This is a genomic window from Dasania sp. GY-MA-18 (assembly GCF_024734385.1).
GTDB classification, from domain to species: Bacteria; Pseudomonadota; Gammaproteobacteria; order Pseudomonadales; family Dasaniaceae; genus Dasania; species Dasania phycosphaerae.
In genome coordinates, this window is the sequence record NZ_JANHAP010000006.1 from 1 (window position 1) to 22,346 (window position 22,346).

Genomic DNA, 22,346 nt, shown 5'->3' on the forward strand with positions numbered 1-22,346 from the left:
TAATCACAACCATTGAGGTCTGGTTGTAATCGTAAGGTTTAAAATTAGCCATGAACTCTCTCCATTTGAGTTCGAGATTTTATCAAAAAACGCCGCGTTTTATTAGTTTTTCTACAGCCTCAACGCCCGCATAAAGGGCTGAATGAAGCGCAGCGTAATGAAGTCCAAGCCGCGTGTTTGTTGCGGCTGGTCTTTGATGCGCTTGTTATGGGTTGACAGCTTAGTTCACTGAACATACTGGCCAAAAATTATTAAATTGATGTAAATAATAGTCGCTATTTACTTTTAGTTTTTTTATTGATTTTACTATTTTGTTCTTTCGCTCGTCTGCAATTTTTATGTGGCATGAGACTCCGTATTCTCTAGTAAGTATGTGATATACATGAAAGAAAAATATCTCTTCTTGCATTAGATTAATCAGACTGTCGATGTGAGGAATGATATATGAAAAATCTTGCCTTCCATAGCTGTTGTCGCCATTATCGGTTAGATCCGATGCAATCCAGCCGATAGCGTCTTCTTTCGCTTCATTGGTTGAGTCGCTAGAGATAACAATATCCAGCTTTTGCAAAATTTTTGGTGTTGCAGCATTAATAAAACTAGAAAAACTTAAAATAAATATTAGAACTAATGTTTTTCTCATATCTGACCCATAACGCCTTAAGCAGCGGGCGGCTTTAGCCGTCCGCTGCCTTTGCTTGTTAAGTGTTTTGCTAGCTTGAAGCATGATAACAGTATGACTGAGTGAGTAAATATGGTTGCTGCTAGCATGTTGACGCTGAATACGCCTAATTGATTGGTTTGATAAATATATAAAGGTGTTAGGACGACAATGTAACCAATTATGATGTGAGTGACTTGATAGTTAATTTTTTTTATAAGGTAAGTTGCTATTGAAACAACAATAGTAAAACTAAGTATTAGCATAGTTATGACGGGAACTTCCATTGCCCATAAAGATATGTACAGGGAAGATTTACATAGGACTTTGCTAAAAGACTGTATGCATGTGTTGTACATTGGCTCAAGTTGTACATTGATAAAGAAAGCATCATAGAAATAGTAGTAAAGCCATGTATACCAACCTACGGCAAGAACTCCTATGATTATTCCTTGAGCTTGATTCATATGTACACTTAACGCCGCCAACACGGGCGGCAAAGCGCAGCTTTGACGTCCAGCCGCGCAGCGGCGTGTGTGCTTGGCTTTGTTAAAATTTTTATATGACTATGCCTCTATTGTGAATATTGGTAAATACATAGCAAATATGACTATTGCTAAAAATGCAGCAAGGATTAAAGGGCTAAGCATTGAATAGTAAAAAGCTAGCTTATGATACTTACCTGCAGATGAATGTGTGTTTGCTAAAAATAGCGAGACAATTAATGTGAGAATAATAAAGCCAGATATGAATAAATGATAGTTTATTATTGCGGCTGTGAATATTGGTAATTTTTCATTGAATTGATCTAGGCTGGCGATGAATTCTGGAATAACTGAATTTATATGAATAAAACCAAATATGGATAAAGCCACTACAGATACCGAAAGCACTCTTTTTATTATTGTTGGTTGGTAGTTAGTCATTCCATTGCTCGTGTCATTTTAACAGTTTATTCTTGGGCGGGGTGCCCGTATATCTAAGTTTATATATCTCAGCATTCTACGCATAAATTCCAACATTAAAACTTCTAATTCAATGACTTATTTACATTTTTGCTCATATATCATCCAACAAATATATGAGCCATTGCTATATTTGTTGGGTGAGAGATTAAACCGCTGTTTTATTTTTCATCAATAAATCAAACGCTTACAGTTTTAATGTTCATGGCAAGTCATATTCTGCTGCTGATCTAACAAATATTGGGTGCTGTAAGTTTACCAATAGTGGCCAGTTTCTAATTATTCCAAGCCCGGTTCTAGTGTAGGCAAAGTGCTGTAGGCCTTGTATTTATTGGGTTTTGTTATTTTTATGCGCAGAGGGGCTAGCTTATGAGCTGTTAAGAAACAGAGAGCAGGGGGATAGTTGCTCGTTATTAATTTAAGCGCGCCGGATGGGGGGTAAGCAACTTCGCGTTGGATACGTGGCTGTTTTTAATAACTCAATACTTTATGGAATGGTAACAATGCGGTTGGGCTTTTGAGGTTATTATTTTTTACGAGCGCCAAGTCCTCCTCAACCCTCAACCACTCTACCCAACTGACTATAAACCACCTGCCTACCCGGCCTAGCAAAACCCACCACGCACAAACCATATTTATCCGCCTCGCTTAAGGCCATAGAGGTGGGGGCGGATGCGCCAACTAATAAGGGCGCGCCTATGGCGATGGTTTTTTGGGCCATTTCAAAACTGACTCGGCTGGAGAGGGTGATAAAGCCTAAGCGGGTATCTGTTTGTTGTTGCAGTAAAATGCCTATCAGTTTGTCTAAGGCGTTGTGGCGGCCTACGTCTTCGGCTATGTGTAGTATGTTGCCTTGTGGGTCGCACCAGGCGGCGGCGTGTACGGCGCCGGTGAGGTCTTGCAGTTGTTGTTTTTGCCTTAGGGTTTTAATGGCTTTTTGTAAACTGCGGTGTTGAAACTGTTGCGGGCTGGCTATGGGCTGGAATTGGCGCGCTAGCATTTGCAGCGACTCTAGCCCGCAAATACCGCAGCCGGTTTTACCGCTAAGCTGGCGCTGCCTATTTTTGAGGGCGCTAAAACAGCGTTGGCTAATTTCCAGATTAATGCTGATGCCGCTTTCGCTTTGCTGTATTTCGCAATCGTAAATATCGGCGGCACTGTTGATAATACCTTCGCTAAAGCTAAAGCCCAGAGCAAACTCTTTAAGCAAGATGGGCGAGGCCATCATCACCACATGGGAGATGCCGTTATAGGACAGCGCAACCGGCAGCTCTTCTATAATCCAGTCGTCTTGTTCTTGTAAGTCTGGCCAAGGGGTGACCTTACGAGCCACAGCGCCGGTGATAGTGTTAGGTTTATCGTTGGCGCTGTGGTCGTTGGCGTTTGGCATTAGGCTTTTAGGTTCTCTTGATCGGCATCGTGGTCAGCTAGGCGCTGGTCCAAAAAGTTTAACTGTTTTTCAGTAAACTCTTCAAACTCTTGTTGCCATTGCGACTTTTGCGTCACCTTGGTGAGTTGCACCGCTGTTACCTTATATTCTGGGCAGTTAGTGGCCCAGTCGGAGTTGTCGGTGGTAATCACATTGGCACCACTTTCCGGATGGTGGAAGGTGGTATACACCACACCCGGCTGCATGCGCTCCGATATTTTAGCGGTAAGTGCGGTTTTACCGGCGCGGCTGGCGATTTCTACTTTGTCGCCATCGCTTATGCCGCGGTCTTCGGCATCGTGCGGGTGTAGCTCTAAAATATCTTGTGCATGCCAGGCCACGTTGTCGGTGCGGCGGGTTTGTGCGCCCACATTATAGTGCGACAGTATGCGGCCCGTGGTGAGCAACAGCGGAAAGCGCCTAGTGACTTTTTCGGTGGTGGGCACGTACTCGGTGTTAATAAACAAACCTTTGCCGCGGGTAAACTCATCGGTGTGCATGATGGGTGTGCCGTTGGGGGTTGCGTCATTACAGGGCCACTGTATAGAGCCTTCTTCATCCAAGCGTTGGTAGTTTACACCGGCAAAGCTGGGGGTCAGGCTGGCTATCTCATCCATAATTTCTGAGGGGTGGCTGTAATCCATGGGGTAGCCTAGGGCGTTGGATAGCAACATGGTGGCCTCCCAATCGGCCAAGCCGCCCAAGGGCTTCATGACTTTGCGCACCGGCGAGATGCGGCGCTCGGCATTGGTAAAGGTGCCGTCTTTTTCTAAAAACGAGGAGCCGGGTAAAAATACGTGGGCGAATTTGGCGGTTTCGTTTAAGAAAATATCCTGCACGATTAGGCATTCCAAATTGCGCAGGGCGGCCTCAACGTGGTGGGTATTGGGGTCGGACTGGGCAATATCTTCGCCTTGGCAATACAGGCCTTTGTAGTTACCGGCCACGGCTTCGTTCAGCATGTTGGTGATTCTAAAGCCAGGCTCGGCCTGCAGGCTTACGCCCCAGGCTTGCTCAAAGCTGGCGCGTACGGCATCGTCGCTCACTGGGCGGTAGCCGGGTAGCTCGTGGGGGAACGAGCCCATATCGCAAGAGCCCTGCACATTGTTTTGGCCGCGCAGTGGGTTTACCCCTACGCCTTCGCGGCCTATGTTGCCGGTAAGCATGGCGAGGTTAGCTATGCCCATCACCATGGTAGAACCTTGGCTGTGTTCGGTAACACCTAAGCCATAATAAATGGCACCGTTGCGGGCGTTGGCATAATCGCGGGCGGCCTGGCGCAGTTTGGCGGCGTTAATGCCGGTGATGTCGGCGCTGGCCTCGGGTGAGTTTTTAGCCTCCATGATGAACGCCTTCCACTCTTCAAAGGCCGGGCCTTCACAGCGCTCAGCAATAAAGGCTTTATCTTCTAAGCCCTCTTCAATAATGGTGTAGGCCATGGCGTTAATAAAAGCCACGTTGGTGCCGGGGCGCAGCGGTAGATGCGCGGTGTGTTTGGCGTGGGCGGTTTTGAGTGCGTCAATTTCGCGGGGGTCGGCCACTATCAGTGATGCGCCTTGGCGTAAACGCTTGCGCAGGCGTGAGCCAAATACTGGGTGGCCATCGGTGGGGTTGGCACCTATCACCATAATCACATCGGCTTTTTCTACCGAGTCAAAGGTTTGCGTGCCTGCTGATTCACCTAGGGTTTGTTTTAAGCCATAGCCGGTGGGCGAGTGGCAAACCCGGGCGCAGGTGTCGACGTTGTTGTTGCCAAAGGCGGCGCGCACCAGTTTTTGTACTAGGTAGGTTTCTTCGTTGGTGCAGCGCGAGGAGGTAATACCGCCCACACTGTTTTGGCCGTACTTGGCTTGTATGCCGCGTATGCGCTGGGCGGCAAAGTCTACCGCCTCTTGCCAGCTTACCGTGCGCCAGGGTTGGTCTATGCTGTCGCGTATCATGGGTTCGGTAACGCGGTCGCTGTGGGTGGCGTAGCCAAAGGCAAAGCGGCCTTTTACGCAGGAGTGGCCACGGTTGGCGGCACCGCCTTTGTAAGGGGTCATGCGCACCACTTGGTCGCCTTTCATATCGGCTTTAAAGGCGCAGCCCACACCACAATAGGCGCAGGTGGTGATAACGCTATGCTCGGGTTGGCCTTGGTCGATAATGGAGTTGTCCATTAGCGTGGCGGTGGGGCAGGCCTGTACGCAGGCACCACAGCTGACGCAGTCGGAATCCATAAAGTCTTGGTCTTGGCCGGCGGCGACTTTAGAGTCAAAGCCGCGGCCGTCGATAGTAAGTGCAAACGTACCTTGCACCTCTTCACAGGCGCGCACGCAGCGCGAGCACACTATGCATTTGCTGGCATCAAAGGTGAAGTAGGGGTTGGACTGGTCCTTCTCGGCATCTAAATGGTTTTCGCCTTCAAAGCCGTAGCGCACATCGCGCAGGCCCACGGTGCCGGCCATGTCTTGCAGTTCGCAGTCGCCATTGGCGGGGCAGGTGAGGCAATCTAGCGGGTGATCGGAGATGTACAGCTCCATCACATTTTTACGCAGCTTGGCCAGTTTGCCGGTTTGGGTAAGTACTTGCATACCTGCTTCCACAGGGGTGGTGCAGGAGGCGGGGTAGCCGCGGCGGCCTTCTATCTCTACCAAGCAAATGCGGCAGGAGCCAAAGGCATCCAGCGAGTCGGTGGCGCAGAGTTTGGGTATATGTATGTCGCTCATGGCGGCGGCGCGCATGACCGAGGTGCCTGCGGGCACGGTCACTTCCTGCCCGTCTATGCTGAGGGTGACGGGTTTGAGGTTGGCGTATTCCTCGGAGTATTCGGGGAAGGGGGCCGGGGTGCCGTAATCTTTGTTAAGGTCTAAGTCTTTAGGATCCCAGTGATTAAGCATGGTCGGCTCCTTGTGCGGCTTTATTGCCAGCAGCGTTAGGTAAAAAGTCTTGTGGGAAGTGTTTGAGTGCGCTGGTGACGGGTATGGGGGTCATGCCGCCCATGGCGCATAGCGAGCCGTGCACCATGGTGTCGCATAGCTCTTCTAGCAGCTCGATTTGTTTTTCACGCTCTTCTAGAGAGCCGGAGCGCTGTTCATCGTTGGTAATGCGGTCTATTACCTCCACGCCGCGGGTGGAGCCTATGCGGCAGGGGGTACATTTACCGCAGGACTCTATAGTGCAAAACTCCATAGAGAAGCGCGCCTGCTGGGATAGGTTAACGCTGTCATCAAAGGCCACTATGCCGCCGTGGCCTACACCGGCACCTATGGCCATAAAGGCTTCGTAATCTAGGGGGGTGTCCCATAGCTCTTCTGGCAAATAAGCACCCAGCGGGCCGCCTATTTGCACGGCGCGCATGGGCTTGCCGCTGCGGGTGCCGCCGCCAAAGTCTTGCAGTAGGGTTTTTAGGCTGGCGCCAAAGGCCAGCTCAACCAAGCCGCCCTGTTTAATATTGCCCGCCAGTTGAAAGGGCAGGGTGCCGCGGGAGCGGCCGGTGCCAAACTCTTGGTAGTGTTCGCCTCCCTTGGCCAAAATATCGGGTACGCTGGCCAGTGAAATCACATTGTTGACGATGGTAGGTTGGCCGAACAGGCCGACAATGGCGGGCAGCGGTGGCTTGGCGCGTACCATGCCGCGTTTGCCCTCTAGGCTTTCCAGTAGCGAGGTTTCCTCACCGCAAATATAAGCACCAGCGCCCAAGCGCACTTGTAAGTTAAAGCGTTTACCCGAGCCTAAAATATTGTCGCCTAAGATATTGGCTTGCTCGGCGCAGGCTATGGCCTCGTTTAAGATGGCGTGGGCCACGGGGTATTCTTCGCGCAGGTAGATGTAGCCTTGGTCTGCACCTACCGCTAAACCGGCGATGATCATGCCTTCTATTAAACAGTAAGGGTCGCCTTCCATAAGCATGCGGTCGGCAAAGGTGCCGGAGTCGCCCTCGTCGGCATTGCAGACTATGTATTTTTTATCGCTGGGGGCATCCAGCACGGTTTGCCATTTAATGCCGGTGGGGAAGGCAGCGCCGCCACGGCCGCGCAGGCCGGAGGTTTTTACTTCGTCAACGATGGCTTGGGCTTGTAGCGCCAGGGCTTTTTCTAGGCCGACCAAGCCGCCGTGGGCTCGGTAATCGTTAAGCGATACTGGGTCGGTAACGCCTACCCGGGCAAAGGTGACCCGCTGTTGTTGGGCTAAGTAGGGTATCTGTTCGGTGAGGCCTAAATACAGCGGGTGGCTGCTGCCGCCCTGTAAAAAATCGCTGGCTAGCAGGCTCTCTACATCTTCTGGCTGTACTGGGCCGTAGGCTACCCGGCCTTTGGGGGTCGCTACCTCTATCATGGGCTCTAGCCAAAACAGGCCGCGCGAGCCATTGCGCACGATGTTGATGTTAGGCTGCTGGTTTTGCAGCTGGGCGGCAACTTTGTCGGCCCCTAGTGATAGGGCAGTGGTGTCGCGGGGTATATAAACGGTGGCTGTATTGGTGCTCATTATTTTAACTCCACGGCGACGGTTAGCAGTTCATCTAAGATGTGTTCAAATTTATCCATGGTGACGCGGCCGTGTATGTCGTCGTTAACCCGTATTGCCGGTGAGCAGGCGCAGTTGCCTAGGCAGTAAACCGGCTCTAGGGTGATTTCGCCGTCGGCGGTGGTTTGGTGGTAATCGGTTTTGAGGCGCTGCTTGATATTGGCCTCTAGCTCGCGGCTGCCCATAGACTGGCAGGATTCGGCGCGGCAGATTTGTATGGTGTTGTTACCGGCGGGGTGGCTGCGAAAGAAGTGGTAAAAGCTAATCACCCCGTGCACTTCGGCTTTGGTGAGTTGCAGTTGCTGGGCAATGACGGGTACCGCCTCGCTGGGTATATAGCCTAGGGCTTTTTGGGTGGCGTGCAGTATGGGTAGTAGTGGCCCTTCTAAACCCTGGTGCTCAGCAATAATACTGTTAAGGGTGGCGGCCAGAGTGCTGCTGTCGGCGGTAGTGGTCATTAATAAGTGCTCTGATTGCTAATGTCGGTTATGTAAACCTGTGCATATATTGAGTAATAAGTAGTGCTTATCCGTTGAAATATAGTACCATCGCCCCGGCAAACACCAAATATGTACCTAAGTACATATGGTGATAAATACAATCTTAAGTCAGTGATTATGAGTATAAAACGTATCCACATAGACCCCGCCTGGTCTTTTCACGATGAGGCTGGCAACCACATAGACCCGCTGCTGTTTAAGCTGTTGCAGGCCATACGCGAGCACGGCAAATTAACCCAGGCCACCAAAGCCATAGGGGTGTCTTATAGGCACGGCTGGAACTTGCTGAATAAATGGGCCAGTTTTTTTGGCACCGAGGTGGTGAGTTTGGAAAAAGGTAAAGGTGCGACTTTAACGCCGCTGGGCGAAAAACTGGTGTGGGCCGAGCAGCGGGTAATGGCGCGGCTAAAACCGCAAATGGATAACCTGGCTTCCGAAATTAATATAGAGCTGCACCGGGCGTTGTCGGATGTGGCGCCCTTATTGCGGCTGCATGCCAGCCACGGCTATGCGGTGGCGCTGCTGCCGGACTTTGCCAGCGACTATCAATTGGATTTGCAATACCAAAGCCCCTTAGATGCGCTGTCGGCATTAAACCGCGGAGCCTGTGATATAGCCGGGTTTCACATTCCAACCGGAGTGGTGATACCGGAATTGATGGCGGCCTATAGTAAGTTGATAAAACCGCAAGCTCATGTGGCCATACGTTTTATTAGTCGTGAGCAGGGCTTAATGGTGCAGGCGGGCAATCCGCAAAACGTGCAGGGCTTTAAGGATTTGCTGCGGCCACAATTAAAATTTATTAACCGGCAAAAAGACTCAGGCACCCGCTCGCTACTCGATCAACTATTAAAAGATGAAGGCATAGCGGTGGCGGGCATACAGGGCTATAGCGACCAAGAGTTTACCCACGGCGCTATAGCGGCCTACGTGGCAGCGGGCATGGCCGATGTGGGCTTTGGGGTGAAGGCGGCGGCTAAGCAGTTTGGTTTAGATTTTATCCCCATCGCCAGCGAAGACTATATTATGGTCTGCAACCGCAAGGCGTTAAACGATGTTGCCTTGATCCGTTTTATTAATGAAATACAGAGTGAAGCCTTTCACCAGGCGGTGGCTAAGCTGCCGGGTTATAAAAGTGACCGTTGTGGTGAAATTTTATCTGTAGGTGAGCTGTTGGCCGCGGCCTCGTAACTTTAAGTCATGAAAAAATAAAAGGAGTACCTATGGCTGAACAAACGCTAGTCATACGCCCTGCTACCCTAGATCACGACCAAGCCTTAGCTGATTTTAATAGCGCCATGGCACTGGAAACTGAAAATAAGCTGTTAGTTCCTGAGGTGATTTTGGCTGGGGTGCGTAATTTAATTAACAACCCGCACCGCGGTTTTTATTTAGTGGCCGAGGTGGAGGGCGCAGTTGTTGCCTCACTAATGGTCACCACCGAATGGAGTGACTGGCGCAACGGTGAGTTTTGGTGGATACAAAGCGTTTATGTACAAACTGCATGGCGCAGGCAGGGCCTGTACACTAGGCTGTATAACAAGGTTAAACAATTGGCGCAGCAGCAGGGTGATGTTTGTGGTTTTAGGCTATACGTAGAGCAAGATAATCTTATCGCCCAACAAACCTACCAACGTTTGGGTATGGCAGAAACCCATTACAAGCTTTTTGAAGAAATAGACGCCTAATTATCATTGCCATAGAAATAAAAAAAAGGCCCACCACAATGACGCAACAAGCTGTAAAAAAACCTACCTTAGTGGATGCTGCCATACCGGTAGCCTGCTTGATTGTAATGCTATCCACCTCGGTGTATTTATTTGGTAGTGACTCTTCTTACGGCGCAAATCAAATTGCCTTAATACTGGCGGCTTGCATCGCCAGCGTGGTGGGTTTAAAAAACGGCCACAGTTGGAAATCCATACAAGATGGCATAGTCGATAGTATTATGATGGCCATGGTGGCGGTATTAATTTTATTAGCCGTGGGTATGTTAATCGGCACATGGATTTTAGCGGGCACGGTACCGGCCATGATTAATTATGGTTTGGCACTATTATCGCCAGCGGTTTTTTACCCAGCGACTTGTTTAATTTGCGCTATCGTCGCGCTGAGTATAGGTAGCTCTTGGACTGTGGCGGGCACTATAGGCATAGGCTTAATCGGTGTTGCCCAAGGTATGGGCTTGTCGGTAGAGATTACCGCCGGTGCCATTATTTCGGGTGCCTATTTAGGCGATAAACTTTCGCCCTTATCTGATACTACCAACTTAGCCCCTTCGGTAGCTGGCAGTGAGTTGTTCCCTCATATCCAAAACCTGATGTGGACCACCGTACCCAGTTTTGTTATTAGCTTAATTTTGTTTTCTATTTTAGCCTTGGGCGCCGATAGCAATGTAACTGAAACAGAGCTGGCTACCTTGCGTGGCACGCTGCAAGATCAGTTTCATATTGCCTGGTATATGTTGTTGCCGGTGGTGGTGCTGCTGGCTTTGGCTTTTAAAAAAGTGCCGGCCATCCCCACTATTGTGATTGGCGGCTTAACCGGCGTGTTATTTGCGCTGTTGTTTCAGGGCGAAGCAGTGGCACGCTTAGCTGAGCAGAACCGCAGCGGCGTGTTGGCGCAAGTACAAGGTGTGTGGATGGCAAGCTTTAATGGCTATGTGTCTAACACCGGCAACGAGATGATAGACAGCCTATTAACTCGCGGCGGCATGAGCAGTATGCTCAATACTATTTGGCTGGTTATGAGCGCCATGACTTTTGGTGGGGTGATGGAAAAAACTGGCTTACTGACTAGGCTGGTGGCCATGATGGTAGCCTCGGCCCATAGTGCAGGCGGTTTAATACGCTCGCTCATTGTTACTTGTATAGGCACTAATGTGGTGACCGGCGACCAGTATATTTCTATAGTGTTGCCCGGCCGTATGTTTCAAAAAGAATTTCAAAAGCGCGGCTTGCACCCCTTGAACCTGTCTCGCAATTTAGAGGACTCAGGCACGGTGACCTCGGTGCTTATACCCTGGAATACCTGTGGCGCGTTTATGGCCGCCACTTTGGGGGTGGCCACTGGCGCCTATTTTTGGTTCGCTTTTTTTAACTTAATTAACCCGCTGATTGCGCTGCTATATAGCTATATCAACTTTAAAATAATCCCTTTAGAAGATTTTGATGTGAGCAGCGCTGAGCTAAAAAAACCGTAGTTTTATAGGGGTAAACCCTTATCAGTAATATGGGTATAGTGCTGTAAACTTGATGGCTAAACAATAACGTTAGGTTGTGGCTATCTTGCAAAATAAGCTCTCTATCCTAAGTTGTACTCTATTTTGCCTATTGGGCACATGGTCCACTGTGGCCGATGAAATTACTTTAGTTGCCGATAGATATTATCCTTATAACGGCATACCCAATTCCCCACAACCTGGTTATATGATTGAGCTGGCTGAATATGCCATGGCTCAGGCTGGCCATACGGTTAAATATCAATTAATGCCCTGGCGTGATGCCATCGAGCAAGTGACTCGCGGCGAAAAAAACTGTGTGGTGGCGACTTATAAAAATGATGCGCCAGAATTGCTGTTTCCCGAAATACACCAAGGGGTGGACAGACTAGGCTTATATGCTTCGGCTGGCAAATCCTGGCAATACAACGGGGTTGCCTCTTTGGCGGGGCAGCGATTAGCGGTGATTGATGGCTATAGCTATACCCCTGAAATAGATAAGTATATTGAGCAGCATAAAGGCAGTGCTAATATTATTAATCGCCGTGGCATGTTTGCGCTTGAGTATAATTTGCAGGATTTATTAAAGGGTAAGGTTGATGTGCTAATAGATTCATCCGCTGTAGTACAGGCCGCCTTACAAAAACTGAAGCTTGAAGAGCAAATTAAAACTATCGGTTTTTTAACCCCGCCCAGTAAAAACTATATAGCTTGCTCCCCTGCCTTAGCGTCCTCTACGGAATATATAAGCTTGATTGTAACGGCCACCCGGCAGTTGCGTGCCAATGGCGAGCTAGCGGCGATATTGGCTAAATATGGCTTGAAGGATTGGCTGCATATACCCGCAATAGATGAATAGTCCCGTAGCCTGTGGAATGATTATTCGCTATTAATGGGTGATCTGTTTATAGTACAGCCATCTTACGTGGCGAATCATTTTTGATCTGAGCTTGTTGCGTTTCACTAAGCACAGAGCCCCGCTATGAACCCCGTCCGAATACGCTATCAAACCATAGAGTTTGAACGTCACGATATACATATTAGAAGCCTATTAGATAAACAGCAGTTTTCAGACCCCTTTGGTGTGGCCGAAGACCTGGGTATTTCTTCGGCGCAGTGGTCCTTGTTTGGCGTGCTGTGGCAGGCCGGTGAAATGCTAGCCAGGGAAATGCAAGTTTTTGAGGTAGAGGGTAAGCGTATTTTAGAGGTGGGTTGTGGTATAGCCTTGCCCAGCTTATTACTTAACGCCAGGCAGGCGGATATTACTGCTACCGATTATCACCCCGAAGCCGGCCATTACTTGGCGGAAAATGTTAAGTTGAACCATGGTCGTGGCATTCCTTTTTTACGCACTGACTGGAAAGGCGCTAACGACAACTTGGGGCTTTTTGATGTGGTAATTGGTGCCGACTTACTCTATGAGCGCAATCATATTGTTGAATTATCGGAGTTTATTAATAAGCACGCCAAGCCGCACTGTGAAGTTATAGTGGTAGATCCGGGTCGCGGTAATAAAGGGGCCTTTAGTAAAAAAATGATGGCGTTGGGTTTTAGTTTTTCTGAGCAGAAAAAAACCATAGGCGAAGACAAATTAGAGTATTCCGCCACGGTGCTAAGCTTTTTGCGATAGTCCGGCTACGGCAAAAAAAAGGCGCAACTCATTATGAGTTGCGCCTTTTTTGTAGGCTTTTTACAGCCAGTGCTAGGCGGTGCGTCTGGCTTTAACCGCTGCAGCTAAACGGTTAAATATGTCTACGGTGGTATCCCAAGAGATGCAGGCATCGGTAATGCTTTGGCCATACACCTCTGGTTTTTTCTGATTACCTTCCACTAAATGGCTCTCTAGCATGACGCCACTAATGGCTTTTTCGCCAGCGCTGATTTGCTCTGCTAAGTTATCGGCTACTAGGCTTTGGCGGGCAAAGTCTTTGTTGCTGTTGCCGTGGCTGCAATCCACCATGATATAGGGCGCTAAGCCTTTGCTGCTGACTAGCTCGGTGGTTTTTTTGATAAATTCGGCGCTGTAGTTAGGGCCCTTGCTAGAGCCGCGCAAAATAATATGGCAGTTTTTATTGCCGCGGGTTTCTACTATGGCCGAGGTGCCTTGCTTGGTTACCGATAAAAAATGGTGCGGGTGTGAGGCAGCACCTATGGCGTCTATGGCAATTTGCAGGTTGCCGTCGGTGCCATTTTTAAAACCTACCGGCATGGATAAACCCGAGGCCAGTTCGCGGTGGATTTGGCTTTCGGTAGTGCGCGCGCCTATGGCGCCCCAAGAGACTAAGTCGGCAAAAAACTGTGGCGAGATAGTGTCTAAAAATTCACAACCTGTGGGTATGCCCATATCAGCCACATCGATTAGCAGCTTGCGCGCAACTTTTAAGCCGTGGTTAATATTAAAGCTGCCATCTAGCTTGGGGTCGTTAATTAAACCTTTCCAGCCTACGGTGGTGCGCGGTTTTTCAAAATAGGTACGCATTACAATCAGCAATTCAGATTGATACTGGCCCATTACCGCTTTGATGCGCTGGGCATATTCCAGTGCCGCCGCGGGGTCGTGTATGGAGCAAGGGCCAACTACGACTACCAGCCTGTCGTCTTCGCCTTTAAACACGTTTTCTATGTCTTTGCGGGCCTGGCATATCATGGTGGCGGCCTGTTCAGACAGTGGCAGCTCTTCAATTAAAACCGCCGGGGCAATAAGCGGGCGCAGTTCGGCTATGTGTACGTCGTCGGTAACGTGATCGGTAGTATTAAGCGTGGTCATGGAGGGTCTACAACTATGCTGAAAATTAAAAAACAAAAAGTATACCTGAGTGCCCTGTAAAACCCTACCGGCGAGCGTGGCTTTGGCGGCTTTTATTCTAGGTTTTTATAGGCTTGCGGCTTAGCTTTGGGCGATGCTTGCGCAGTAGTGCTTAAGCCAGTCTATAAATACCCCGGCTCTGCTGCTAATAGCCTGCTGGGTGCTGCTAATAAAATAGGCTTGGGCAGCTTTGATTTGATAGTCCCCCAAACTGACCAGCTGCTGTTTAGCTATGGCCTCGTGTACCTCTAGCTTATGCGCCAGCGCTATACCTAGGCCTGCCTTGGCACCACTAATCACCGCCGCGCCGCCGGGCAAGTACAGCTGTGGGCGCTCATGCATATAGGGGGTGTTGGACTCCCTAAACCAGGCCGCCCACAAGCCACCGCGGTCGGCATGTAATAAGGGCGTACTGTGTGAGCTTAGCGCCATGTCATTGGCCAGTTCGGGGCTACACACCGGAAAGAAGTACTGATCGCTAAGCAGCGACCAGTGGTAGGGGCTGGCCTCGGGCAGTTGGTTGAGTATGGCTATATCTACATCTATGGGGTTGGGTTCGCTATCGGTAATAGGGCGTATATCGATGGCGATATCGGGGTGCTGGCGGCAAAAACTGGGCAGGGCAGGTACCAGCCATAGCACCGCGGTATCGCTGCTGCAGGCTATACGCAGGGTGCCGGACTGCGCTTGTGGGTCCAGGTTGCGGCTTAACTCACCCAGCCCCATTAATAGGGGCTGCAACTGTTTATACAGCAGCTGCCCTTGCTCACTCAACCTAATACCGCGGCCCTGTTTGCTGAGCAGGGTGGTGGCCAGGTGTGACTCCAGCTTTTTAATTTGCTGGCTAACCGCCCCGTGCGTCACAAACAGCTCGCTGGCGGCGGCGCGGTAGCTGCCCAGCCGGGCTACGGCCTCAAAGGCTTTAAGGGCGTTTAAGGGTAGGCGTTGAAAGTCTTTCATTATGGGTGAGTTTTTCTCTTGTGTTATGCGATGTTAGCCTGATTCTATACCTTAAAACTAACCATTGCTCTATAACTTGCTGTTTTATAGGGGCTGGCGCAGTGAATTTGGTTTTGTGCCGCTGATCAGAATTTAAACCCCATTTTGGCCAGTGATTCAGCCTTGACTGTTTTTTTACTTTGCTAACATGCCCGCCACTTTGTCACTGCCCCAGCCCTAACAGCTATAGCGGCTAAGCAGTTGCAAACTAAGTCATTAAAAAGATCCGGGGATAAACAATGAATAAACAATCAACAGCTTTTAGGCTTAAGACCTTAGCCTTTGCAGTAGCTGCGGCTATGCCAGCTAGCGACGTTATGGCAGCAGCCATGTTAGAAGAAGTGATGGTTACCGCTACCAAGCGTTCGGCCAGTGCCCAAGACGTACCTATTAACCTATCGGTTACCAGCGGTAATGAGCTTAGCGGTAACGGCATAGTGGGCTTAGAAAAATTCGTACGCACCGTGCCCGGTATTACCCGCGTAGACTCAGGCGCGCGCAATGTTAGCCCCATGGCCATACGTGGCCTGTCAGTTGATGGCCTTAGCGCTAACGACGCTGGCGGTTACGGCGGCACCGTGTCTACCTATGTGGGCGACACACCGCTACTGTTAGATATGAAAATGAAAGACCTGGAGCGCATAGAAGTATTGCGCGGCCCCCAGGGCACTTTATACGGCGCTGGCGCTATGGGCGGAACCATACGCTATGTATTAAACAAGCCAGACACCGCCGAGTTTGCTGCCAAGGTAAGCACCTCGCTATCCAGCACCAAAGAAAGCGATGGTATTAGCAGCGATACCGATTTTATGGTTAACCTGCCTTTATTAGACGAGCAACTAGCCTTGCGCGTAGTGGGCGGCCATGTTGATAAAAAAGGTTTTGTCGATGCCGACCATATTATTGCCGGCGCTGCCGAAGACGTTGATAACGAGCGCACCGACTTTGCTCGCGTTGCCGTATTGTGGGCACCCACTGCCGACTTGGATATTACCGCGACTTACTTTATGCAGGATCAATACGTAGGCGGCCGCCAAGCCGTTACTCCTGATTTTACCGGCGACAAATACGGTTCAGGTACGCGCTTTAAAGAGGCTATGGAGCGCAACAGCGACCTATACACTTTAGAACTGAACTGGGAATTAGATTTTGCCAGCCTGACCTCATCCAGCTCTTACTATGAAATTACCGAGCAAGATGAAAAAGACCAAACCGACCTATTAACCGTAGGCCTGGGTTTAGACTTTTATTTGGATTACCCTGAGTTTTCAGCACTGGCCCCCACCAGCGACGAGCGCGATGCCTTCACCCAAGAGCTGCGCCTAACCTCTAACAGCGATGGCGATATAGACTGGGTAGTGGGCGTGTACTACTCCAACGAAAGCCACAGCTACTTAGCGCAGGAATACGTGCCAGGTTACCCCGCTTGGGCAGGCATAGACCGCCCCGACGAGTTGGAATACAACGAAAGCTATAACGAAGACATCACCGAAAAAGCGGTATTCGGTGAAGTGACTTACCACGTTAACGAGTCTTGGCAGATTACCGCTGGCTTGCGCAGCTTTGAGTTAGAAACCGATACCGATACTTGCATAGTATTCCCCGTGTACTTTGCCGAAATTGGCGAGCCAGGTTGGGCAGGTACTGCGTTGCCGATCAGCCAAAATGACCACTGCTCGGTAGGTGGTGGCGATAACAAAGACACCTTCTTCAAGTTAAACACCTCCTATGATCTTGATGATGACAAAATGGTTTACTTCACCTGGGCCGAAGGTTTCCGCCGCGGCGGTGCTAACGGTATACCTGCCGGTGGCCAAGTAGACTTCCCCGAAAGTTACAAGAGCTACGACCCCGACACCGTAACCAACTGGGAAGTGGGTGCCAAGAGCGAGTGGTTAGAGAGCCGCCTGCAAGTTAACGGTGCCTTGTACTACATAGAGTGGGAAGGCGTGCAGTTGAGCACGGTAACCCCTGAAGGCGGCATACCCGTTACTATTAATGGTGACGATGCCCGCTCACAAGGTGTAGAGCTAGAAGTTAAAGCCCTGCCCACCGACGACTTAACCATTACCTTTAACGCCGCTTATACCGATGCCGAACTCACGGAAGATACTTTAAGCACTCCTGAAATTGATGGCCAAAAAGGCGATAGCCTGCCCGGTATACCTAAAACAACTTACGCACTGGCGTTAGATTATTTTTGGTTTTTGGACAACGGCTATGAGTTAACCGCGCACGTGGATAGCTTTTATAAAGCGAAAATGGATTCACAGTTGAACGACAACCAAATCAATCAACTAGACCCCAGCCTGGGTGCCAGCGTTAACCGCGATAACGTCACCCTAGACAGCCACATGATTACCAACGCCAGCTTAACCCTGCGCGGTGATCAGTGGAGCGCACGTTTATTTGCCGACAACATCACCAACGAATACGCCTATACCGGTATACGTAGTTTTGAGCGCTATGGCGAGCAAGGTGGTTTTTACTACCTAACCCGTCCACGTACGGTAGGTATTGCACTGTCTTACGATTTTTAAGCTAAGCGTGTAAAAACAGAGGCTAGCCTCTATTTGTGCAGGGCAATAACAACGTTAATTTTTTAGCGGCTGTTATTGCCCTGTTTTTGTATCTAAGCTATTGAAATAAACTTTTACAATAAACGACCTAGGTAAGTGTATATGCAAGCCCAGTCATCGATTAGCCACCGCCACAAGCGCCACTACAAGCAGGCCGAGCAAGCCTTGCTGGCTGGACGTATTAACGAGGCGCAGCAACTGGCAGAGGCTTTATTAAAACAATGCCCGCAGTTTGATAATGCCTGGTTTTTACTCTCGCTGGTGTATCAGCGTTTAAATCGCAACAGTGATGCCCTGCAATTAATCGACCGGGCTTTATTACTATCACCGCAGTGTGTGCATTTTTTAGCGCAACGCTGCGCCTTATTGCTGCGCTTAGGCAAATTTAAAGAAGCGCTGCTACTGGCCCAGCAAACCCTGAACTTGGGTGTGCACGATGCTTGGTCGCAGGATGTATTGGGGGTGGTGTTATCCACTTTAGATGAACACGCACTAGCCTTACCCCTGTTTGCCAAAGCCTGCCAGCAGCAAGCTAATAACCCACAATTTTTATACAACCTGGCCAGCGCCGAAAGAGTTTGCGGAAAATTGGAACAGGCCCAGCAACATTTGCGCGCCGCCCTAAACATCAAACCCAACTTTAGCAAAGCGCTGTGGAGTTTAAGTGGTTTGCTAAAAGCCCAAGAGGCGCATCAGTTGATTGCCGAATTAGAACAGCAGCTACAGCGCCCGCAATTACCCGCCATGGACAGCTGCTATTTACATTACGCCTTGGCCAAGCAATACGAAGATTTACAACAATGGGATAGCGCCTACCAACACTTTCAATTAGGGGCCGCAAGCCGCCGCAGCTTAGTACCCTATGATGGCTTAGCCACCGAACAATTATTTAGCGCCATTAAACAGGCCAGCGCTACGGTGTTAGATGCAAGCTGCGATAGTGAGGCCGGCTATAACAATGACGAGCCAATTTTTATTGTCGGCATGCCGCGCACAGGCACCACCTTGGTAGAGCGCATACTCGCCGCCCACAGCGATGTTTATGGGGCAGGGGAGTTGCGCCAGTTCCCCATGGCTATCACCGCCATGCTCAAGCCACAAGCCGATAGTATTAGCGCCAACTGCGAGCTTAGCCCGCAGGCAATGGCGGCAGCGGCGGGCTTAAATATGGCTGAGCTGGGTGAGCACTATATTAATAACACCCGGCCACGCACCGGCCACACGGCAAAATTTACCGACAAACTGCCGCTTAATTTTTTATATATGGGCTTAATCGCCCGCGCCTTGCCCCGCGCCAAATTTATCCATGTGCAGCGCAACCCCATGGATACCTGCTGGAGTAACTTTAAACAATTGTTTGGCGCTATGTATGCCTACTCCTACAGCTTGCAAGATACTGCCCATTTTTATGGGCTATACCACAATTTAATGCAGCACTGGCAAGGCCTAATGCCCCAGCGTATTTATAATCTGCATTACGAAGACCTAGTGCAAAACCAAGAGCAAGAAAGCAAAAAACTTCTAGCCTTTTGTGAGTTGCCTTGGCAGCCAGCCTGTTTGGATTTTCACCGCAGTGAAAGTGGCGTGGCTACCGCCAGCTCGGTGCAAGTGCGGCAAAAAATTTACCAAAGCTCATTGCAGCGCTGGCAGCAGTACCCGCAGTTGCAAGGCTTGCGGCAGAGTTTGCAGGAGATGGGAGTGGTGTTGGATTAGGTTTGATCTTGTCTTACCTAGGGAGCTCGCTTTGCTTATGGGGCAGGCTCTTCTGGGCTTGATCCGGCATCCATGGGGTTTTAGTTTTTTTATTTTTGTTAATTTGTTCCTTAGCGCCTTTTCCGCCCTGCTGGGCGGGTTCATTTTCTTTGTTTGCCCACAAATTGCACCGCAATTTGGACGACCTTTAGGTCGCCCGCAGGGTGAAAAAATGCAAAAGCATATTTGAATCAAAGGAAAGATAACCAAAGAAAAGGGCACCCCTACTTCATTCGGCACATCCATGTGCCTCACCTAAAGGCAGCACTTTGTGCTGTGCAAATTGGCTGTCCTGCCAATTTGTCGTCGCCCTTCGGGTGCCCTGCGCTACTCGATTTTTAACGGGCGTTCCGGAACTCGCATTTTGAAGATATTTAATCTTCAAAATACTCAAACATCCGTCACTACTTCGTCCCGTTAAAACTCTCCGTTGCTCGGCGACTCCCAAGGGGAATTTGGGTGCTTCGTAGTTGGTGTTGTGGTGGGGTGGGTTTATTAGTTTTTAATTGTGCATGGTCTTTACTACGACGTTGTCTTGCCGGACTTGATCCGGCATCCATAGTTTTTAGTTTTTTAAATGAATTTATTCCTTGGGATTCTTCTCTCTGTTGCCCGGCGACCCCCAAGGGGAATTTGGGTGCTTCGTAGTTGGTTTGTGGTGTTGTGGTGGGGTGGGTTTATTAGTTTTTAGTTGTGCATGGTTTTTACTACGACGTTGTCTTGCCGGACTTGATCCGGCATCCATAGTTTTTAGTTTTTTTAAATGAATTTATTCCTTGGCATTCTTCTCTCCGTTGCTCGGCGACTCCAAAGGGGGGGCGGGTGATGCGTAGTGGTTGCGAGAAGGGCGGGATAGCTTTGGTTAGTTTTTCTCTTATGTACTGTAATTAAAACTGGATTTTTTGTGAGTTGATTAGCCGTTACTATGCAGGTTAGTGAGTGGCACCCCTGTGTTACAAGCACGTTCTAAATCATTGTTTTACTGAGGAGTACAACATGTCTGCCAATAAACCTATAGATCAAGCGCGTTTACAAGCCCTACAAGAGCTGGCCAATAAAAGCCTGTACGAAAATGCGGACCCTGCCTTTGTGCCGTTTTTTGAGCGTACCATAGCCGAAGGTGTAGAAACTGTTAGCAATAACTTTAATACCTTGGGTATGTTTAGAGCGCCGCACTCTCGTGATTTAACGGGCGTGGATATAGCTTTGGTCGGCACCCCCTGCGATTTGGGGGTACCCAACCCGCGCCCCGGTACCCGTAAAGGGCCAGAGGCGGTGCGCTATTGGTCGCTGGATAGAAACATGGTGCATTACGCCACGAAAATCTGCCCCTTTGAAATTTGTAATGTTATTGATTACGGCGATATAGAGCCCAAAGAAGATGCCTACAATTTAATCTCGTGGTTGGATGCCTTTGAAAAAGTTTACCTAGATTTTAAAGCCAACAATGTTGTGCCCCTAACCATAGGTGGCGAGCACACTTGTACCTATCCCATTTTAAAAGGCTTATCAAATAACGGTGCCGAGCCCTTGGCCTTGATACACCTAGATGCTCACGCTGACACCGCCACCAACTTTGGCGGTACCCGCGTATCCGATGCCACCTTGTTTCAGGTAGCAGCGGTAGACGGTTTTATAGATCCCAGCAAAACCATACAAATAGGCCTGCGCGGCCGTGGCGTGCCCCGTGCCGATTTTTCACACAAGTCGGGCATGACCGTGATTTACGCCGACGACGTACAAGAAAAAGGCGTGCCCTGGGTAATGGAGCAAGTGCGTAAAGTGGTAGGCGACAGCCCCGTGTACCTATCCATAGACACCGACGTATTCGACTGCAGCTGCATGCCCGGCACCACCTTACCCGAACCCTTTGGCCTTAACGGCATAGAAGTGCGCGACATTATACGCGGCACCAGAGGTTTAGATGTAGTCGGTGCCGACCTAATGGAACTAAGCCCCCCTTACGACCCCACCGGTATGTCGGCTTGCTTAGCCGCCGGTATCGCCTTTGAGCAATTTTGTGTATTGGCAGAAGCGCGAGCTAGGCGTACCGGTAAGGAAAATAAAACCCATTGGAATAAGTAACAGTGGTATGCGGGTAGAGATACCCGCATAAATTATTCAGGGTAATTATTACTATTGCCTAAGGTTTTTATCATCATGGCTTTTAATTGGCCATTTTGGTGCAGCTTTTCCATGCCTTCGTTAAAAAGTGTAAGCATTGCTTTGCCTTTGATGTTGTCGGCAAATACGGCATAGGTAGTATTATTAATAATGGATGTTTTGATCACATAGTTGCCAGATTTTTTATTAGTCATTTCGGCTTTTTTAATTTCATCCTCATCGCTAATTACCGCATCCAACCTGCCAGCATCTAGCATTTTTAATAGCGAGCTCAGCTTTGAGACCTCTTTATACTCCATGGCAACATCGATATATTGATCTAAGGCATAGCCTTTTAGTGCGCCAACTTTTTTGCCAGCTAATGAGCTTACACCCTGCCAATTGCTAGCTAAATCTGGCGATAGCGCCGCATCTACCCTGTGAGCGCTCAGCGCTCTAGCGCTGTAATGGCCTGAAATCTTGTCATCTTTATAGGCCCCCAGCATCATGTCGGCCTTACCATTAGACACCATAGCGATAGAGCGTTGAAAAGGAACGAACTTCACATTTACTGTTATGTTATGGGCTTGGTATATGCTGTTAAGTAAGTCTAAATAATAACCGCTGCCATCTTTGTGGGTATAGTGCTGCCATTCATCGGTGGCAACGGTGATTTGCTGGCCTCCGGCCGTGGCTAGCTGGCAGCAGCAAAGAGCAAGTATTGCGGTGAGTTGTTTTATGAACATAATCAGTCTGGCCTCGTAGAGATAAGTTATAGCTAAAATGCTATTGCTAGTGTAATAGGTGGCTAGAAAAGCATAGTTGA

18 protein-coding genes are annotated in these 22,346 nt (G+C 49.4%); 9 read left to right on the forward strand and 9 right to left on the reverse strand.

Annotated elements, in window-relative coordinates; genetic code table 11:
• Positions 1–220: 220 nt before the first annotated feature.
• The 6 genes from NO559_RS08340 to NO559_RS08365 form a co-directional block, all read right to left on the reverse strand.
• Positions 221–727: a hypothetical protein gene (locus tag NO559_RS08340; protein WP_258331355.1), complete on the reverse strand. Its 507-nt coding sequence runs from the start codon at positions 725–727 to the stop codon at positions 221–223.
• 500 nt (positions 728–1,227) lie between these two features.
• Positions 1,228–1,587 carry a hypothetical protein gene (locus NO559_RS08345; RefSeq protein ID WP_258331356.1) on the reverse strand — a complete coding sequence of 120 codons (360 nt, stop codon included), beginning with the start codon at positions 1,585–1,587 and terminating at the stop codon, positions 1,228–1,230.
• A 592-nt stretch (positions 1,588–2,179) separates the two neighbouring features.
• Positions 2,180–3,016 carry a formate dehydrogenase accessory sulfurtransferase FdhD gene (gene fdhD / locus NO559_RS08350; RefSeq protein WP_258331357.1) on the reverse strand — a complete coding sequence of 279 codons (837 nt, stop codon included), beginning with the start codon at positions 3,014–3,016 and terminating at the stop codon, positions 2,180–2,182.
• Positions 3,016–5,934, reverse strand: coding sequence for a formate dehydrogenase subunit alpha (gene fdhF / locus NO559_RS08355; RefSeq protein ID WP_258331358.1), 2,919 nt, complete (start codon positions 5,932–5,934; stop codon positions 3,016–3,018). Before fdhF ends, fdhD begins: the two co-directional genes overlap by 1 nt.
• Positions 5,927–7,522, reverse strand: a complete 1,596-nt coding sequence (locus NO559_RS08360) for an NADH-quinone oxidoreductase subunit NuoF (protein WP_258331359.1) — start codon at positions 7,520–7,522, stop codon at positions 5,927–5,929. The genes fdhF and NO559_RS08360 overlap by 8 nt, the downstream gene beginning before the upstream one ends.
• Positions 7,522–8,019, reverse strand: coding sequence for a formate dehydrogenase subunit gamma (locus NO559_RS08365; RefSeq protein ID WP_258331360.1), 498 nt, complete (start codon positions 8,017–8,019; stop codon positions 7,522–7,524). The genes NO559_RS08360 and NO559_RS08365 overlap by 1 nt, the downstream gene beginning before the upstream one ends.
• A gap of 159 nt (positions 8,020–8,178) precedes the next feature.
• On the opposite strand from NO559_RS08365, the gene NO559_RS08370 reads away from it, so the two are divergent.
• The 5 genes from NO559_RS08370 to NO559_RS08390 all read left to right on the forward strand — a co-directional run bounded on the left by NO559_RS08370 (position 8,179) and on the right by NO559_RS08390 (position 12,911).
• A complete protein-coding gene (locus NO559_RS08370; protein ID WP_258331361.1) occupies positions 8,179–9,252 on the forward strand; it encodes a helix-turn-helix transcriptional regulator in 1,074 nt (357 codons plus the stop codon).
• Between the two features lie 32 nt (positions 9,253–9,284).
• Positions 9,285–9,749 (forward strand): GNAT family N-acetyltransferase, encoded by a 465-nt coding sequence (locus tag NO559_RS08375; RefSeq protein WP_258331362.1) that lies wholly within the window; start codon positions 9,285–9,287, stop codon positions 9,747–9,749.
• Between the two features lie 38 nt (positions 9,750–9,787).
• A complete protein-coding gene (gene nhaC, locus NO559_RS08380) occupies positions 9,788–11,263 on the forward strand; it encodes a Na+/H+ antiporter NhaC (RefSeq protein ID WP_258331363.1) in 1,476 nt (491 codons plus the stop codon).
• A gap of 148 nt (positions 11,264–11,411) precedes the next feature.
• Complete coding sequence (locus NO559_RS08385) at positions 11,412–12,140, forward strand: ABC transporter substrate-binding protein (protein ID WP_258331364.1); 729 nt, start codon at positions 11,412–11,414, stop codon at positions 12,138–12,140.
• 123 nt (positions 12,141–12,263) lie between these two features.
• Positions 12,264–12,911 (forward strand): methyltransferase, encoded by a 648-nt coding sequence (locus NO559_RS08390; RefSeq protein ID WP_258331365.1) that lies wholly within the window; start codon positions 12,264–12,266, stop codon positions 12,909–12,911.
• 72 nt (positions 12,912–12,983) lie between these two features.
• Here NO559_RS08390 and NO559_RS08395 read toward each other — a convergent pair whose 3' ends face one another.
• Positions 12,984–14,048 carry a 3-deoxy-7-phosphoheptulonate synthase gene (locus NO559_RS08395; RefSeq protein ID WP_258331366.1) on the reverse strand — a complete coding sequence of 355 codons (1,065 nt, stop codon included), beginning with the start codon at positions 14,046–14,048 and terminating at the stop codon, positions 12,984–12,986.
• Positions 14,049–14,168: 120 nt separating this feature from the next.
• On the reverse strand, positions 14,169–15,047 hold the full coding sequence (locus tag NO559_RS08400; protein WP_258331367.1) for a LysR substrate-binding domain-containing protein: 879 nt from the start codon (positions 15,045–15,047) through the stop codon (positions 14,169–14,171).
• Positions 15,048–15,325: 278 nt separating this feature from the next.
• On the opposite strand from NO559_RS08400, the gene NO559_RS08405 reads away from it, so the two are divergent.
• From NO559_RS08405 to NO559_RS08420, 4 genes are all read left to right on the forward strand, one after another.
• Positions 15,326–17,626 carry a TonB-dependent receptor gene (locus tag NO559_RS08405; RefSeq protein WP_258331368.1) on the forward strand — a complete coding sequence of 767 codons (2,301 nt, stop codon included), beginning with the start codon at positions 15,326–15,328 and terminating at the stop codon, positions 17,624–17,626.
• A 141-nt stretch (positions 17,627–17,767) separates the two neighbouring features.
• Entirely contained in the window at positions 17,768–19,378 is a 1,611-nt protein-coding gene (locus tag NO559_RS08410) for a tetratricopeptide repeat-containing sulfotransferase family protein (protein ID WP_258331369.1), read from the forward strand.
• 31 nt (positions 19,379–19,409) lie between these two features.
• Complete coding sequence (locus tag NO559_RS08415) at positions 19,410–19,607, forward strand: hypothetical protein (protein WP_258331370.1); 198 nt, start codon at positions 19,410–19,412, stop codon at positions 19,605–19,607.
• An 806-nt stretch (positions 19,608–20,413) separates the two neighbouring features.
• Positions 20,414–21,502 (forward strand): arginase family protein, encoded by a 1,089-nt coding sequence (locus tag NO559_RS08420; RefSeq protein WP_258331371.1) that lies wholly within the window; start codon positions 20,414–20,416, stop codon positions 21,500–21,502.
• Positions 21,503–21,534: 32 nt separating this feature from the next.
• On the opposite strand, the gene NO559_RS08425 is transcribed toward NO559_RS08420, so the two are convergent.
• Positions 21,535–22,266: an ABC transporter substrate-binding protein gene (locus NO559_RS08425; protein WP_258331372.1), complete on the reverse strand. Its 732-nt coding sequence runs from the start codon at positions 22,264–22,266 to the stop codon at positions 21,535–21,537.
• Positions 22,267–22,346: the final 80 nt, after the last annotated feature.